Raw genomic sequence first — 16,190 nt, forward strand, 5'->3', positions numbered from 1 at the left:
TGCAATAAAGCCGCTAATACTTACAATCTATGCTTTATCTAAATTGCTTTTAATGCCAACAGACACTCTTATATTGAGATGCTTTGGGGTATATGCAAATATTTCATTTACGTTGCACTTTTGCTGTTAAAGCCCATTCCCTAGCCAAAAAGGATATTTATGACCACGCCATTAATTAAATCACTTGAGCAGCATTTTGGTTTTAGCCAATTTAGAGCAGGGCAACAGCAAACCATTGAGCAGCTTTTAAATGGGCAATCGTCACTGGCTATATTTCCTACGGGGTCGGGTAAGTCGTTGTGTTATCAGCTAACAGCTATGCATTTACCAAACTTAACCTTGGTGGTGTCGCCTTTACTTGCATTGATGAAAGATCAAATTAGCTTTTTAAATAGCAAAGGTATTTACGCAGCAAGCCTTGATTCTAGCCAAGACCAAATGCAAAGCAGCACCGTAATGAACGATGTACGAAATGGTAAAATTAAAGTATTAATGGTGTCGGTTGAGCGTTTTAAAAACGAGCGTTTTAGAGAGTTTATAAGCCAAGTTGCGCTGTCTATGCTGGTGGTAGACGAAGCGCACTGTATATCTGAATGGGGCCATAACTTTAGACCCGACTACCTTAAACTACCGCGATACCGCGAAGAGCTAAATATTCCACTGGTACTATTACTCACCGCCACAGCCACTAAAAAAGTAAAACGCGACATGAGCGAGCGTTTTAATATTGCCCCAGAGTGCATTGTACAAACCGGCTTTTACCGCGCTAACCTCGATTTAAGTGTGCTAAGTGTAAAAACGGCTGATAAAAACACTGAGCTTACAAACATAGTGCGTGCGCAAAATGGCCCAGGTATTGTTTATGTAACGCTTCAGCAAAGTGCCGAGCAAGTGGCTAATACGCTAAGTGCGCAAGGTATTCAAGCGGTTGCGTATCATGCAGGGCTTGAAGATACACTAAGGTGGCAAATTCAAGATGATTTTATGGCGGGTAAAATTAACGTTGTTGTGGCAACAATAGCCTTTGGTATGGGCGTTGATAAATCAGATATTCGCTTTGTTATTCATTACGATTTACCAAAATCAATTGAAAACTACAGCCAAGAAATTGGCCGCGCAGGGCGCGATGGCAACCCATCAAACTGCTACACCTTGGCTAATTTAGATGGCCTAAACACAGTAGAAAACTTTGTGTATGGCGACACCCCTGAGCTGAGCGGCATTGAATACGTAATTAACGATATTAAAGCCCAGCCGCAGCAATGGGAAATGCAAGAGTACAGCTTATCGAGCGAAAGTAACATTCGCCAATTAGCGCTTAAAACCTTGCTGGTACAACTAGAAATGCAAGGAGCAATAACGCCGCAGTACGCCTATTACGCCGATTTTAAATACAAGTTTTTGGTTGATAAAAACGAACTACTTAGCCAGTTTGACGAGCAACGCCAAGCTTTTTTAACGCAAATATTTAGCCACACCGATTTTAAAAAAATATGGGGCACGCTTAATTTTGACACCCTTACCCAAGCCGCCCAAGTTGACCGTAAACGCGTAGTGGCCGCGCTTGACTACCTAGCCGAAAAAAACCTAATAACCCTTGAAACCAAACGTATTACCCAAGTTTACAAAGTGCATAGTGAGGTTATAAATAACCCTGAACTTGCAAAACAATTACACAGTTATTTTATCGAAAAAGAACAAGCTGAGATTAAACGTATAGCTGCATTGGTACGCTTTTTTGAGCTACAAAGTTGCTTAAGCTATAATTTGGCGCGCTATTTTGACGATCAAAATGCGCCAGCGCAATGCGGGCATTGTAGTGTATGCCGTGGTAATGCTGTAAAGCTTGAGTATTCAATAGAGCCTGCTCACATTGCCGATGACGTTGTTTATCAAAAAGTGGATGAGTTTTTAGCGCACATGGCAACAAAAGGTATTCACAGTGTAGGTATTGAAACCCAGTGCCGCTTTTTAGCGGGCATGAGCGTGCCATTATTTGCACGTAATAAAGTGCGCCAACTGAGTGGTTTTGCGCTTTGTGAGCAGATGCGTTACAGCGATATAAAAGCAAAACTACTAGCGCGTTAAATTAGTTACTGTATCCTAGTGGCTTATTAAAAAAAGTAAGTCACTATGCCTAATACTGTTATTCCAAGTAAAACTATTTCCTCTACACCTGAGCCCATAACCTGCGCTAATTGCCAGGCATGTTGCTGCCAATTAGAAGTGCGCATAGTGACCGACACGGGCGTGCCTTTTCAGTACATTGATTACGACAAATGGGGCAGCGAAGTAATGAAACGCGCAGACGACGGCTGGTGCCAAGCACTCGACCGTAACACGCTAATGTGTACTATTTACGAAAACCGCCCACTTACGTGTCGCGAGTTCGAAATGGCCTCAAATGAGTGTATTACTGAGCGCGAAATAGCGGGTATTTAATAAAAACATATGCACTAAAAAAGGGGCTCAAAAAGCCCCTTTGGTTTACCTGTGTTTTGTACTAATTAATCGTATTTAGCTTCTAGCTCATTAGCTGTATGAAACTTCTCATGGCTTTGTAATAGCTCATCGTATTTTACAAGGTGTTTAAAGTGGACAAGCTGGCCTGAGTTTTTAACTATTTCTACAATAAACGACATCATAATATCGGCACCGGTTAACGTGTCGCCGACTAAATAACGTTTACCTTGGAGTCGGTCGTTAAAGTAGCTAATTACTTTTACGGTTTCTGCATCGGCGTAATTTTCTAAAAACTCTGTTTTAGCGCCATCTTTTAAAACAAACATTTTAAGCAACAGCGGTAAAATAGCAGAGCTTTCGGCAAAGTGAAGCCATTGTTGATACTCAACATATTCGGCAGTGCCAGCTTTTGGTGCAAATTTACCGTTACCGTATTTAGTAATTAAATAATCGGTGATCGCGCCAGATTCGGTAACAATTAGGCCATCGTCTTCAATTACTGGTGACTTACCTAATTGGTGTACTTTTTTAAGTTCGTCAGGCGCTAAAAAGGTCTCTGTGTTGCGCTGGTAGGCAACAATTTCGTAATCAACATCAAGCTCTTCTAAAAGCCAAATAATACGTTTTGAGCGCGATTTATTTAAATGGTGTAGTTTAATCATGTCAGTCCTTGTTGGCGTTACTGCATGTGCAGTAACGCTTTGTAAAATTTAAAGTGGCTCGTTAATTTTAACAACGGTTTTACCAAAGTTTTTACCATTTAGCATATTGTTAAATGCGCTAATGGTGTTTTCAATACCTTCTACCATGTGTTCGCGGTATTGTACTTTGCCATCTTGTAGCCATTTTTGCATGTCTTGTGCAAATTCGTCGTAGCGGTGGCCGTAGTCGTCAAAAATTATAAAGCCTTGCATTTTAATACGTTTAGTAAGCAACTGCCCCATTAGCATTCCCATACGATCAGGCCCATCAGGAAGGCTGGTAGAATTATATTGCGACACTAAACCACACAGAGGAACACGGGCTGCGGTATTAAGTAGAGGTAATACGGCATCAAACACTTTACCGCCCACATTTTCGTAATAAACATCTATGCCGTTATCACAGGCTTTTTCTAGCTGCTCTGCAAAGTCATCGGCTTTGTGATCAATACAGGCATCAAAGCCCAGATTTTCAACGGCATGTGTACATTTTTCGCTGCCACCAGCAACGCCTACCACTTTACAGCCTTTAATTTTAGCTATTTGGCCAACCGTTGCGCCAACCGGCCCTGTTGCTGCGGCTACCACAACGGTTTCGCCTTCTTTAGGTGCGCCAATATCAAGTAAGCCCATGTAGGCTGTAAAGCCTGGCATACCCATAATACCGAGTGCGTACGATGGGTTTTCTGGCTCTTTACCTAATTGCATAAGGCCTTCGCCGTTAGTAATGGCGTAATCTTGCCAACCGGTGTAAGCAAGTACCCATTCGCCTTCGCTGAATTTATCGTTTTTAGACTCTTCTACTTGGCATACGGTAGCGCCTACCATTACATCGCCCACATTTACCGGATCGGCATACGACTTTGCATCGCTCATGCGGCCACGCATGTATGGGTCAAGTGATAGGTAAATAGTGCGCAGCAGCACCTCGCCATCTTTAAGCGCTGGTAAATCTACTGTTTTAAGTTCAAAGTTTTCATCGGTAGGGGCACCGTGCGGGCGTGATGCTAAAGTAAGTTGACGACTAGTTGCAGACATAAAAATCTCCTCTTAAGAGTGAATTTACTTAGCGAATGTTTACGCGTTTAAAACCAGGTTGAGCCTAAACAATAATGCGCGCTAAGTTTTACGAAAATAAAAATTTGTACCTTAATACACGAGCTTTGGGCGCGAGGCTGGTAATTCAAGCTTTGCAGAGTATTTATTCTAAACGGTTTATTTTAGCTTGCTAAAAATATGGCTATCGTAAAACACACCATGTTTATAAATGGCCTGTTTGAGAACGGCTTCAGCTATAAAGCCGCATTTAGTGAGTGCCTTTACAGAGCCTGTATTGCCAGCAAATACAGCGCCAAAAATTCTATTTAGGTTTGAGCTTTTAAATGCGTCATCGCAAATTTGCGAAATAGCATGAGTCATTACTCCTTGCCCCCAAAAGTGGCTATTAAGCCAATAGCCTATTTCGCCACTGCGGCTATATTCAAATTCTCCGGGGGTGATACCAATACACCCCGCAAATTGCTCATCTACAACAATGGCCTTAACTATTCCACTTTTAGAGCCTTGGTTTATCCACCAGTCGGCGTCGGCTTGAGTATACGGAAATGGAATTTTAGAGGATAAAAAGCGCGTAACCTGTTCATCATTTAAGGTATTAATAATGTGTGGCGCGTCTTTTGGTTTAAAGTCTCTTAGGGTGATCATTGTTTTAATTAAGTGTCTGTTGCATACGGGTCAACTTAGCAAGCAATTAGAGATTGCACAATCACAAAGATTAACCGTTTACGGCTATAACTTTGTTTTAAAGTACTCTAATATAAGCAAAATATGATACCTGTTTAAGATACCTTTATGCACCCACATATAGCCGCCCTTTATAATAGTGCCCAAAAGCCAAGCCGTTTAATTATAGGTTTAATGAGCGGGACCTCGTTAGATGGGCTCGATGTAGCACTGTGTAAGGTAACGGGCGCAGGTATAAATACGCAAATTGAAGTGCTTAACTTTACCACCGTTGACTATAACAACGAGTATAAAAGTAAAATAAAGCAGGTATTTGCCAAACGAGAGTGTGATTTAGAACTTGTTACCTTACTGCATTCATGGGTTGGTAAACTCCATGGCGATATGGTTAATCAGTGCTTACATACTTGGCAGGTAAATCCAGCAAGTATTGATGTAATAGCCAGTCATGGGCAAACCATTTACCACTGCCCACAGTCGCAGCATAATCATAAAAGCTTTACTAATGGCACATTACAAATTGGCGACAGCGACCAAATAGCCGTTACTACCGGCATTACAACGATTGGTGACTTTAGGCAAAAACACATAGCCGCAGGAGGGGAAGGTGCACCGCTTGCGGTATATGGCGATTACTTATTTTTTGCAAACCACAATGAGAACCGCATTTTATTAAACATGGGTGGTATTGCTAATTTAACGTTTTTACCTAAAAGCGGTGATGCAAATAGCGTATTTAGTAGCGACATAGGCCCAGGTAACACCATTATGGATGCGTACGTACAGCAGAATTTTAAAGGTATGCACTTTGATGATGGCGCTAAAATAGCTAAAGCTGGCAAGGTTAATTCACTCTTATTAAATGCATTGTGTAGCAACACTTTTTTTGAGCTTGCGCTGCCTAAAACAACAGGGCCTGAAGTATTTAATTTAGCGTATTTGCATGCCGCTCAGCTGCAAACAAATACACAGCACTTAAGCCATGAAGATGTAATGGCAACTTTAAATATGTTTAGCGCAAGGGTAATTGCAAATGCGTTAAATGAATGCGGGCAAAGTGCTAAAGAGTGTGTGGTATACGCAAGTGGTGGCGGTATTCATAACCCATTATTAATGGCGCACCTTAATGCGCTGTGCCCGACTATTAAAGCGTTTAAAAATACCGACGATTTAGGCATAAACCCCGATGCCAAAGAAGCCGTACTATTTGCCATTTTAGCCAACGAATGCCTAGCAGGTGAGCAGCAGCACCTAAATAATACTGCACAGGGTATTGCAGGGGTCACTATGGGTAAAGTGAGTTTTGCTGATTAAGTTTTTATAAATTTGTATACCAACACATTAAAAAAACGAAAATAAACTTGAGCTCATATTACGAAAGTATTTTTTAACGCCATGTGGCTTAGTTTGGCTTTTTAGTGCTTGCTGATTTTTATAACCAGCCTCAAACGCATTTACTTGCATATCAAACTGTAAACTATTTTTTAAAGTGGCATTTAAGCCATGCAGCATCAATTGCATTACTAAGCAGTGGCTTTGGGTAATTTTACTTAATGTTAAATACACATAACCACGCTCTAAGTCGGCGTTAGTGAGTACTTTTTCAGTAAAGTATTGCGCATCACGGGCACTGGGATACGTTGCGCTCAGCGAAATAATATCGTTTTCGTGGGCGTCGTCAGGCAATACGCATTGCAGCGTTATTTCATGCATAGCACTGGCTTGCAAGGTTAACTGCTCGTATTCCATTGTGTGGCCCATAGCCGCAGAGAGAGGATCTTCAAACGATTGTAACGCAAATGTGAGTTGCGTCATTGGTGTGCTCATTTACTTCAACTTCTAGATTATAAAAAATACAGTTCGAGTTTAAATTATCACCTATTTTGATTGCAGTTTTATGACAAATTGCACTTAATCGGATAATCGCTGTATTTTGATCAAAAAAGATCGCTATATGTTCTTTCTCATTCAACTTTGGAATAGTTTGTCACACATCTAGAATAAAGAGCCTTATGTGGCAAGGCTTGTAGCGATGGTGTTGTTGTTCCTTATTTGAGTTTTTCTCATAGGCTTCTCTTCATAGGGAATAGAATTTGGTTTTTAGGCTTTACCTAATCAAAGCATTAAATAGAGATTCCAAATTAAAATTTCATACTTATCTTTTTTGATTTAATACGGTATGCATTGCGGTTGAATGTTGTAGCCCGTATTAAAAGAGTGCCCGCACAAGCCAAGCTATCTTATGCTAAAAATGTAGTAAGGCCTTTATGAGCGATAACAGGTCATTGAGATTGGCTAAATATCGTCGTTAATTGATTGGTTAAACTGCACTTTGCGCATATATTCATGAAAATGAGCGCTGCGCGCAAATTGGATTATTTAAGTTTACCTAAAAACTTTAGAAAACTTAGTGATAGTAATACCTTAGGTAATTTGTTAAAACTATATAAAGTAGATAAATGAGCGCTAAGTCGGTAGAAATATGCGCGACGAGCGCACTATTAAATTGTTATGTGTTTCTCATATTAAGGATAAATATGTCTAATGTAATGGATACAATTAATCATCAAGATAAAAAGCGTGACTTCAAAATGGTCATGGTTTTAGCATTCGTATTAGTGGCTATTTCTTTTTTTGCAATTGGCTTTATTTATGCAATTGCCCCACAGTTAAATATCTTAGCTACATTACTTGTCATATTTGGTGGTATAAATTCATTTCTAATTTATTATTTGATTAAAAAATTAGAAAGCGTAACAACCACATAACAAGCAATTAAACAGAGACAAATAACGCTTGGCTTTGTTCCTTCGTCACAAATTATAGCCAAGCAACAATTTGCCCGTTAATGTGGGCGTTATGTGTATCTCAGGTGTATTTAAAAATGGATGAATGGCTACAAGAAACAGAAGAATCTCTTTTATCTGCAATTACAGCCGTAAGTAGTGGTGAGATCCCTAAAGAAAATATGTATAAATTAGCTCCACTATTTTTTGCAGAAAGGCAAAATATAAAAAGAGTCAGTTTACTTGAGGAAATGTCTGAAGCTAATGAACAACAAGTTCAAACAGATTGCTCTTTCGATCCTAATTCTATTAAACAATATAAATTTAATTATGTTTCTTCTTATCTATTTTGTTTTGTTGTTGCAGGTAAGATTGACGAATTTAAATACGATGAAATAATGGAACACGTCAATCAAAAAATAGATTTGTTTTAAATACACATAACAAGCTGTTCAAGCGGGACTTTTTACAGTTTGCCGAGTTTCACTTCGCTACACAATTATGGCAAACTAATAAAAAGCCCCTTAACGAGGGCGTTAGCAGTACAAGGATGCATATGAGCACTATCGATTATTCTAAATACTCTATAAATGAGTTATTTGAAGTTAAAGATAAAATTTCACCTGAATCTAGTAATTATGATTCATTCCTGACAGAGCTCGAAATTAGAAAAGACGAAATAGCTATAGTAATGGCTAACTCCCAAACTGAAGCTTTTTCGTTAGCTGAAAATAGAGTTAAGATCATCGGTTATTTCCAACTTACAGCAGCCGTATTTATTATATTGTATTATTTGAGCTCTATTGCCGATGGTTCAGTTTCAATACTTAGTACGGTGATTACGCTTCCACTTATAGTACTTAATATTTTAGCTGGCTATACTGCATTAAAAGAAAACCATAAATACTACTGGCTTTCTATCTTAAATCAGTCACTTCAAATCCCTAGCATTGCTATCGGTAGTATTTCAACTACTTATTCTGGGTTAGGTGGTGCTTATGTTTACCTGAGTTGGGGGACTGAGTTTTCATTTGGGGCAACAGCATCATTTTTGCCTGGCTTCTCTTTTAATCAATTTACTTCAAGTTTACCTATGCAGTCGTTCTCAATTGATATTATTGCAATAATATTCATTGGTGCTCTTCTAACTGTAAGCAAGGTTAAAAGTACTGCTAACAAGCCAATTAATCAGGACAAATAACAGTTGGTTTTTGCTCCTACGTCGCTTATTTTAACCAACTGATATTCGCCCATTATTGGGGCGTTAGGTTCCTATGAGATTACTCACGATTCTTGCTGTTGGATTTTTAGTGCTGGGGTGTTCTGACGAGTATAATCCTTTCAAAAACAGGGTAGAAAAAAGAGCAGAAGGCTTTTTGTCGAAACATCATAGTAGCTTAGAACATTTGATTAAGTTGGCTGAGAAAGAAAAATTTGAGCTTGTTCAGTGGATAGATGAAGATGATGGTAAAAACCTGCCGGTAAATGTCGTTTCAATAAAAGGGACTAAAAAGAAAGTAGAAGTTTCTGATGGCCGACTTGACGAATTCATTTCATTCGCTAAAAGTAAAGGAATCAAATTAATTTGGTTTCAGTACTTTGATGGTGTTTGGTTTGTCATGAAGGCATTTTCTTATGAAGACAGCGGAAAGCGTCGAGAAGGCTATTTTTCTTTTGGTAATCCATCAAAAACAAGAATTTGCCATTTCGGCGAAGAAAATATGGGGTTCGCTATGCTTAACGAAAGCGAAAAGAATTGGTTTATGATCAAATGTAACATCCCTAAAACCGGAACCTAACAAGTTGCCAAAGTTCGCCGCAAAAAGCGCGGCTGGGACAAATACTCACTGGGCTTCGCCCAACAACGTTCGCATTTGCCCCTTGGCAAAGCGTTAGCTGCTTTGAGGTCAATCATTAGTAAGGTGTCATAGTGAGAATTTTAGTAACAGGCTCTGCCGGTAGAGTCGGGCGTGCAATCTATATTAAATTAATGCGCACCCATGACGTGGTCGGCATTGATAAAACGCCTTGCTCAACAGCCGATTACATTGGTGATATTCTTGATAGTGATCTGATTGATCGGGCTCTTAAAAATGTTGATGTCATCATTCATACAGCGGCTCTTCACGCTCCACATGTTGGTTTAGTACCTGATTCAGAGTTTCAGTCTATCAACGTAGACGCGACCGAGAAACTCGCTCTGGCTGGATTAAAAGCAGGTATTAAGCACTTTATTTTTACCAGCACTACTGCATTGTACGGCTATGCTTCAACACCTAAAGGTATTGCAGGTTGGATAAATGAAGACGTCACACCTCAACCCAAGTCGATTTATCATAAAAGTAAAATTGCGGCTGAAGCTAAGCTAGAAGAAATTTCAAAGTTGTTTCAGCTTCCAGTTACTGTGCTGCAAATGTCGAGATGTTTTCCTGAACCTGCGGATTTAATGGCAGTATTTCGCCTTACTCGTGGCATAGATGCTCGTGATGTAGCAAACGCTCATTTATGTTCTGTGGAAAAACGCTTAAGTGGTTTTAATCGTTTTATAATCTCAGGCGCTACACCTTTTCAACTTTCTGATTGTGAAGCTCTATATACTGATGCTGCATCTGTCATCGAGCGTCAATGTCCTGACATCGCGCTAGCATTTAAACAAAGAGATTGGCAACTACCTCAAAGCTTAGATCGCGTATATGATTCATCATCTGCATGTGACAAATTAGGGTGGTCACCTATACATGGTTTTAAAAGCGTTTTGGAAATGCTAGATACTGAAATACCTGAAGTATTGCCAATTTTGAAACGCAGCTAACAAAGTAATTAAGAGTGATTCGGCATGGGCAGCGTTTTTACTATGCATTGCTTTTAACATTAGGCAAAGCGAGTTCGCCCTCAGTACACTCTTTTTTAAAAGTTTCATACTTTGTGCCTAAACTCGTTTGCAAGTTTAGTTTTCCGATAGCTGCCTGTATTAGCCCTTGTCCATCTTTTGTTCACTAAATGCTGGTGTTCATTTTTATTGAACGATATTAATTAGTGAACAGGTAAACTTAAATCCCCTACTGTAATTAGTGGAATAAGTACAAGCCTGATAAGTAACCTTTAGGAGTTTATAACAGCTCAATTAAAAAGCCTTGTGTTAAACGTTACGTTTAACACAGGGCTTTATAGTTTTAGGCTAACCGGCTTAACATGCAAAGCGCATTAAAACGAATACTGCAGCCTTAATGAGATTGCATTGCCCGATGTGATAGTACCGCCTGCTTCAAAGTAGTCGGCTTTAATGTAGTCGGCCATAAACTTTATGCTTTTGTTTACGGTGTAGTTAACACCAAGGGCGTAGGTTTTTGCGTCTTGGTTTTCTTGCTTGAGCTTAAGTAGGCTGTAGCGGCCTGTAATTTCCCAGCCTGGCTCTGAGCTTGCGCCTAGTTTTGCGTTTTTATACTTACGGTATCCGCCCGATAGTTGATAACCAAATTGCAAATAGCCGCCTTCGTAATCGTTAGTTGTATTTTCAATACTGGTTACTTGTGCTTGTTGCCACTCGGCCATCATGGTAAATCTGTCTTTTAGCCATAACAGCTCTATACCTTGTTGCGTGAGGCTATCTGCATTAATTTTATCGCCTTCTATTAATGAGTCGGCGGTATAAACTTCAAGAGGTTCATTCACTCTAAATTTGTTGCCATCGTACTGCCTTTCACTAAATGCGACGCCTAGGTGTAAAAGGTTGGAGTTTTGCTGCCATGGCACCCAGGCTACGCGCCCTGTAATAGCAGACGTTGCTTCGTCTTCATCGGGCTCGTAATAACCTAGTTGCCAATTTACTGAGGCTATGTCTCCCGATAGGCTAATACCTAAGCTACGCCCTGGTGAAAATGCTTCGCTTATCATGCTGCGCTCAAGCATTAGTAATTTACGCGAGCTGGTTAGTTTTTCTAGGCCAAAACCTTCTTTTTGTTGGCCTATGGTTAAATCGGCATATTTCCAGCCAGAGTATTCTAAATAGGCGTCTTTTATTTCGGTTTCGCCATCGGCAAAGCCAAGCTGAAATTTACTTTTCCAATCTTTGCTTATGTCTGATTTAAAACTTAGGCGTGCGCGGCGTATTTCAGAGGTACTTTCTGAGCTGCTGCTGTCGTATTGCCCCTCTAACAAAGAGGTATCAAACTTGTTGTAGTCGAGCATGATATAGCCGCTTAGGTCTATATTGTCGTTAATTTTGGCAAAGCTTGCGTTACTAACAAGGCAAAGCGCTGAAAGTGCCGCATAGGTAATCGTTTGTTTAGAGGTCATGTTAGGCTGCCTTTGTTTGTTTTTCGGCTAAGTAACTTACTTTTAGTTGCGCTACGTCTCTTAAAAAGTCGATGTGTTCTATATCTACGGCAACGACGTTTAGGCCTGTGCGCTGTTTTAAATCATTGATGAGAATGGCTTGGTTTTGTGGGGTTATGTTTTCTATGCGCTCGTAGCAAACGCTTTGTACTTCGTAGCGTTTTACAAATACGCTTGAGTCAATCAAAAAGGCAATTAAGCAAATAATGCCATTAAGAATACTTAGCTCAATTAGGCTCATTTGCCCTACAGAGGTCAGTAAAGCAATGGCAGTAACAAGGAATAAGTAGGTCATTTCTTTAATCGAAATAGACTCAGTGCGGTACCTGAGCATGGTAAATACGGCAAATAGGCCAAATGCAAACTCCATCGACATATCAACGCCGTGCAGCAAAAAGGTAATAATAAAAACGCCTACGCCAAATAAAATAAACGAGCCTGCTACCACTGCATTTTTACTTACGCGAAAATAACAGCCATAGCAAAGTACAGCCAGCGATAGGATGTTTACTAAAAAGCGGGAAAGAAAAATAAGATCTAATTTGGTCATTTTAATTATTCTCTAAAGGTAAAAGGGGGTTAGTGCGGTTAAGGTGTTTTAAACGGGCTAAAACAGGTTTAAAGCGGTTTACTTTTAAGCGCTCGGGGTAGAGCAAAGCACAGCCAATGCAGTATTTACTAAACGAGGCAGGGGATATGTGGTGTTTGCTCATAAGTTTATAAAATGGCGAGCGTTTTGTTTTTTTACTTTGTTTAAGCTCGGCAATAAAAAAGCCCGGTAAGGTTATTTTGTTATCGCCTTTTGGGGTGTTGTACCACAGGTTAAAATCAAGCGTTAAACGCTCGGCTTTTTCTTCGTTAGCTAGGGCTATGCGGTTATAGCCGCTTTGCTGGGTTACATTTAAATGTGCAAAGCTGTTTTTCATTTGCTCTTTAATAAACGCCGTGCTGTTAGCTTGCTGGTTGTTAGTTTGCGCGAGCTTTATACGTGTTTTTACTGTGCGGCTTTGGTTGTTTTTTAGTTTTATTTCTAGGTATTCGGTGGCTGTATCAACGTAGCGCCTTTGGCGTACTTTGTAGCGATTAAGCTTACCGTTATGGTGAGCTTTATATAAATCAAGTTCGGGTGTGTCAAAGTACTGATTATAGTAAGAGAATAAACGCTTACCTTGTATATCAAGTACACGGTACTGGCCTTGTATATGAGTAAGTAGCTCAGGTAAAAAAGACAGTGGCAGCATAAACTTGCTGTCTACACGGTTCATTAAATTAGCGTTATTAAGATCGTTTAACCCGTAACCTTCAAACGGGGCGAGCAACTCGTTAATTAAGCTTGTTAATGAGCCTCGCGCATCTGGCTTTTCAGGCTGAGCCTGCTTATTTTTAGTGTTTATTGCAGTAATTGCTACTGGTGAGATTGAAGTATCCTTTTCAAAAAGTTCATCCTTAAAACGTGCTTGAATTGTCATAATTTTCTCAGATTATTAAATTGCAAAGTAATAGAGTGCAGTGCCAGCGTGCTGACACCGCATCAAGGATGGGTTGTTTATCTAGAGCAAAATCCGCTGCCATCACCCGCTGAGGGCAATGTGCCATCAAGCTGCGCGGCCATATTTGCTACGCGGTACTCCATAAACGAGGTTAAGCCGTAAAACTGCCCCGTGGTAGAGGTTAGGTTTTGCTCAAAGTAGGTTGAGCCATAAAAGCTAGTTGGGTCGTTTTGTACGTGCTCACGAATTAAATCGGCTATTTCATTTACGCGTGCGTTAAATGTGTCGCTTGAAAGTGAGCCATTAATAAGCTGTGTTAAGTAACTGTGGTACGTATCGAGGTTGCTTTGCTCGGCAAATACATTAGCAATTAATGGGCGCTCGCTTAATGCCCCGCTTACAGGCTCATCAATGTAGAGCTCTCTTACATCTACGCTATTACAATCCATGTTAAATGTGCCGAATGACTCGTTAAAATCCCACGGCAAAATGCTAAATACGCCATCGTCATCGTAAATATAATAGTTATGTGCGAGTGGGCCGTGGTAGCTATCTAAATTAGACAGTGAAGTACTTACCGACATATAACGCAGCAGCGTGTCTATATCTATGGCGCTGGTTTCGCCTTTATCGAGCGATTCTACAAAGTTAATAAATGCGCCGTTATCTGTGGTGTCTTCGTTGGTTTGCAGATTTATATCGGTGTAGCTTTGTATGTCGTCACCTAGCCATAATAAATCGCTGCCTGTGCCATCTGGCTTGTATAAATCGCCGTTACTGTTGGCAAAGTGTTTTTCAACAAATTCGCCATCTACGGCTTCTACCATTAAATACAAACCAAATAGTTCGCCGTTTACATAAAAGTTAACGTAAGCATGCTCAGGCGTTGGTACGCCCATTTCATCCATTAGCTCGTAGGCGATTACTTCACGCATGTACGACGGGTCGTTAAACGAGTTTTGTAGTGTGAATTTTTTTAGCCCAAAAAACTTTTGCCCCGACACATATTCGTTAATATCAACCTTAAAGCTGTAACGGTCGCTGCTTGAGTTGGCAACGCTGCTTAAGCTTGAGCCGCCTTTAGTGCGAATAGCCACGCTATCGAGTGTTACCCCATTAAAGGTAATAGCGGTTTCGTGGTACTGCTCATCAAGTGGGTTATCTAGAATGTCTTGCCAGTTTTCATCGGTAATTGTAATAGAAAGCGTATTAACGGCCGTAGGTGTAAAGGCGGTTGCAACTGTATTTTCACTACTTGGGGTAGGTGTTAAAAACGCATGAGTAAAGCCTGTACTGCTACTTAGGCCGTAGCTAAAGCCTGTGGCTACATCACTTTCGTCCCAGTCAATGTAGTCAATTACTTCATCGTTGAGTATTAAGCTTAGCTCGTCTTCTTTGCCTAGTTTAAACGGGACGTAGTAAGTGCCTGGGTCTTCATCGGTGGCATAAATAGTAATGTATTCACCTGCGTATAAATCTATGTCGGGCAGGGTTACGGGGTCTATGTCGTCGCTTTCATCAATAACGTGGTAGTTGGCTAAGTTAATTGTATTTTCGCTGTTATTGTATAGCTCAAACCAGTCGTTGCCATCATCTGCGGCGCTTGCCACCACTTCGTTAATAACGAGTGACCCGTGGGTTGCTTGGCTGTTTGAGCTAAGCTCTGTTGGAGTGAGTACTGTAGTTGCATCGCTGCCATCTGGGTAGCGGCCATAGCTGTAACCACTTAGCGCTTGGCCTTTATTCCACGATAACTGCTCTATAATTACATTGTTACTGTAAAGGCTTACGGTATCGCTTGCGCCTAATTTAAACGCTACGCTTGGCAGGTCGCCTAAATCATCGGTGCTTGCGTAAATACGGTAAAACTCACCAGGCGATAACGTAATATCAGGTAGAGCAAATTGCTCGTTATTGTCATCACTTAGTGTGTAGTCGGCTAAATAAACATCGCTACTGCTTGTTACATAAAGCTCTATCCAGTCCTCGCCGCCGCTGCTGTCTTTTGCTACTACTTCGTTTATACGAAGTGGTGCATCTTCAGCAATTAAGGTTGTTACAAGTGTAGAGGTATCGGCTGTTTGGTTAGCTGCGCCCTCTGTGGGCGTTAGGGTTTGCGCGGTGCCTGTACCATCGGAGTATAAGCCGTAACTAAAACCTTCAGCGGCTTCGCCTTCTTCCCAATCAAGTACAGAGATAGCAGTGCCGTCCTCGTATAACGTAACCGCATCGTCGCTCCCTAGTTTAAAGGTAACGTAATAACCGTTATCGGGCGGGGTGTCGGTTTCATCAATGGCTTGAATAACAATAAACTCACCTTGCGAAAGTGATACAGCAGGTAAAGCTTGAGGCTCTCTGTCGGCGTTATCATCAACAAGCGAAAATACCGATAGGTCGGCTATATCTTCAGTGGCGTATAGCTCAATCCAGTCGTAGGTGGTATCGCTTGGGCTTGCGACAATTTCGTTAATAACTAAGCCCGTGGAGGTGGTTGTTGATGATGAATCAGTTTGCTCTGTGCTGCTATCGGTTGTTTGCTCAGTACCGCCACAGCCATATAAAAATGTAGTAGAGGCGATAACTGAATAAAATATAAAAGGTTTTATATTCATGTATGCACGCTTATTATTTTATTAAAGTGGGCAAACTATAAAAATAGAAGGTGCAAACAA

16 protein-coding genes are annotated in these 16,190 nt (G+C 40.6%); 8 read left to right on the forward strand and 8 right to left on the reverse strand.

Annotated elements, in window-relative coordinates; genetic code table 11:
• The first annotated feature begins 159 nt into the window (after positions 1-159).
• Together PSH54_RS00880 and PSH54_RS00885 are read left to right on the forward strand one after the other, a co-directional pair.
• Positions 160-2,088, forward strand: coding sequence for a RecQ family ATP-dependent DNA helicase (locus PSH54_RS00880; RefSeq protein WP_121638252.1), 1,929 nt, complete (start codon positions 160-162; stop codon positions 2,086-2,088).
• A 45-nt stretch (positions 2,089-2,133) separates the two neighbouring features.
• On the forward strand, positions 2,134-2,442 hold the full coding sequence (locus tag PSH54_RS00885) for a YkgJ family cysteine cluster protein (RefSeq protein WP_171036109.1): 309 nt from the start codon (positions 2,134-2,136) through the stop codon (positions 2,440-2,442).
• A gap of 65 nt (positions 2,443-2,507) precedes the next feature.
• On the opposite strand, the gene PSH54_RS00890 is transcribed toward PSH54_RS00885, so the two are convergent.
• From PSH54_RS00890 to PSH54_RS00900, 3 genes are all read right to left on the reverse strand, one after another.
• Positions 2,508-3,125, reverse strand: coding sequence for a glutathione S-transferase family protein (locus tag PSH54_RS00890; RefSeq protein WP_138576690.1), 618 nt, complete (start codon positions 3,123-3,125; stop codon positions 2,508-2,510).
• A gap of 48 nt (positions 3,126-3,173) precedes the next feature.
• Positions 3,174-4,202: an NADP-dependent oxidoreductase gene (locus PSH54_RS00895; protein WP_273605206.1), complete on the reverse strand. Its 1,029-nt coding sequence runs from the start codon at positions 4,200-4,202 to the stop codon at positions 3,174-3,176.
• A gap of 177 nt (positions 4,203-4,379) precedes the next feature.
• On the reverse strand, positions 4,380-4,868 hold the full coding sequence (locus PSH54_RS00900; protein ID WP_273605207.1) for a GNAT family N-acetyltransferase: 489 nt from the start codon (positions 4,866-4,868) through the stop codon (positions 4,380-4,382).
• Positions 4,869-5,015: 147 nt separating this feature from the next.
• On the opposite strand from PSH54_RS00900, the gene PSH54_RS00905 reads away from it, so the two are divergent.
• Positions 5,016-6,221, forward strand: coding sequence for an anhydro-N-acetylmuramic acid kinase (locus PSH54_RS00905; RefSeq protein WP_273605208.1), 1,206 nt, complete (start codon positions 5,016-5,018; stop codon positions 6,219-6,221).
• Positions 6,222-6,248: 27 nt separating this feature from the next.
• Here PSH54_RS00905 and PSH54_RS00910 read toward each other — a convergent pair whose 3' ends face one another.
• Entirely contained in the window at positions 6,249-6,734 is a 486-nt protein-coding gene (locus PSH54_RS00910) for a hypothetical protein (RefSeq protein ID WP_024032946.1), read from the reverse strand.
• Between the two features lie 710 nt (positions 6,735-7,444).
• On the opposite strand from PSH54_RS00910, the gene PSH54_RS00915 reads away from it, so the two are divergent.
• The 5 genes from PSH54_RS00915 (at position 7,445) to PSH54_RS00935 (ending at position 10,505) form a co-directional block, all read left to right on the forward strand.
• Positions 7,445-7,675: a hypothetical protein gene (locus PSH54_RS00915; RefSeq protein WP_096042691.1), complete on the forward strand. Its 231-nt coding sequence runs from the start codon at positions 7,445-7,447 to the stop codon at positions 7,673-7,675.
• 116 nt (positions 7,676-7,791) lie between these two features.
• The gene (locus PSH54_RS00920) at positions 7,792-8,127 is read left to right on the forward strand and encodes a hypothetical protein (protein WP_096042692.1); all 336 of its coding nucleotides are present in this window, start codon (positions 7,792-7,794) and stop codon (positions 8,125-8,127) included.
• A 122-nt stretch (positions 8,128-8,249) separates the two neighbouring features.
• Positions 8,250-8,894 (forward strand): hypothetical protein, encoded by a 645-nt coding sequence (locus tag PSH54_RS00925; protein ID WP_096042693.1) that lies wholly within the window; start codon positions 8,250-8,252, stop codon positions 8,892-8,894.
• Positions 8,895-8,967: 73 nt separating this feature from the next.
• Complete coding sequence (locus tag PSH54_RS00930) at positions 8,968-9,492, forward strand: hypothetical protein (RefSeq protein WP_096042694.1); 525 nt, start codon at positions 8,968-8,970, stop codon at positions 9,490-9,492.
• Positions 9,493-9,623: 131 nt separating this feature from the next.
• Entirely contained in the window at positions 9,624-10,505 is an 882-nt protein-coding gene (locus PSH54_RS00935) for an NAD-dependent epimerase/dehydratase family protein (RefSeq protein WP_008126570.1), read from the forward strand.
• 392 nt (positions 10,506-10,897) lie between these two features.
• Here PSH54_RS00935 and PSH54_RS00940 read toward each other — a convergent pair whose 3' ends face one another.
• From PSH54_RS00940 to PSH54_RS00955, 4 genes are all read right to left on the reverse strand, one after another.
• Positions 10,898-11,989, reverse strand: coding sequence for an OprO/OprP family phosphate-selective porin (locus PSH54_RS00940; protein ID WP_273605209.1), 1,092 nt, complete (start codon positions 11,987-11,989; stop codon positions 10,898-10,900).
• A gap of 1 nt (position 11,990) precedes the next feature.
• The gene (locus PSH54_RS00945) at positions 11,991-12,578 is read right to left on the reverse strand and encodes a DUF4956 domain-containing protein (protein ID WP_029772252.1); all 588 of its coding nucleotides are present in this window, start codon (positions 12,576-12,578) and stop codon (positions 11,991-11,993) included.
• 1 nt (position 12,579) lies between these two features.
• Positions 12,580-13,497, reverse strand: a complete 918-nt coding sequence (locus PSH54_RS00950; RefSeq protein ID WP_273605210.1) for a polyphosphate polymerase domain-containing protein — start codon at positions 13,495-13,497, stop codon at positions 12,580-12,582.
• A 77-nt stretch (positions 13,498-13,574) separates the two neighbouring features.
• Positions 13,575-16,130, reverse strand: a complete 2,556-nt coding sequence (locus tag PSH54_RS00955) for a CotH kinase family protein (RefSeq protein ID WP_273605211.1) — start codon at positions 16,128-16,130, stop codon at positions 13,575-13,577.
• Positions 16,131-16,190: the final 60 nt, after the last annotated feature.

Origin of the sequence: Pseudoalteromonas sp. Angola-30, assembly GCF_028599215.1 — a bacterium.
In the GTDB taxonomy this organism is placed as follows: domain Bacteria; phylum Pseudomonadota; class Gammaproteobacteria; order Enterobacterales; family Alteromonadaceae; genus Pseudoalteromonas; species Pseudoalteromonas atlantica.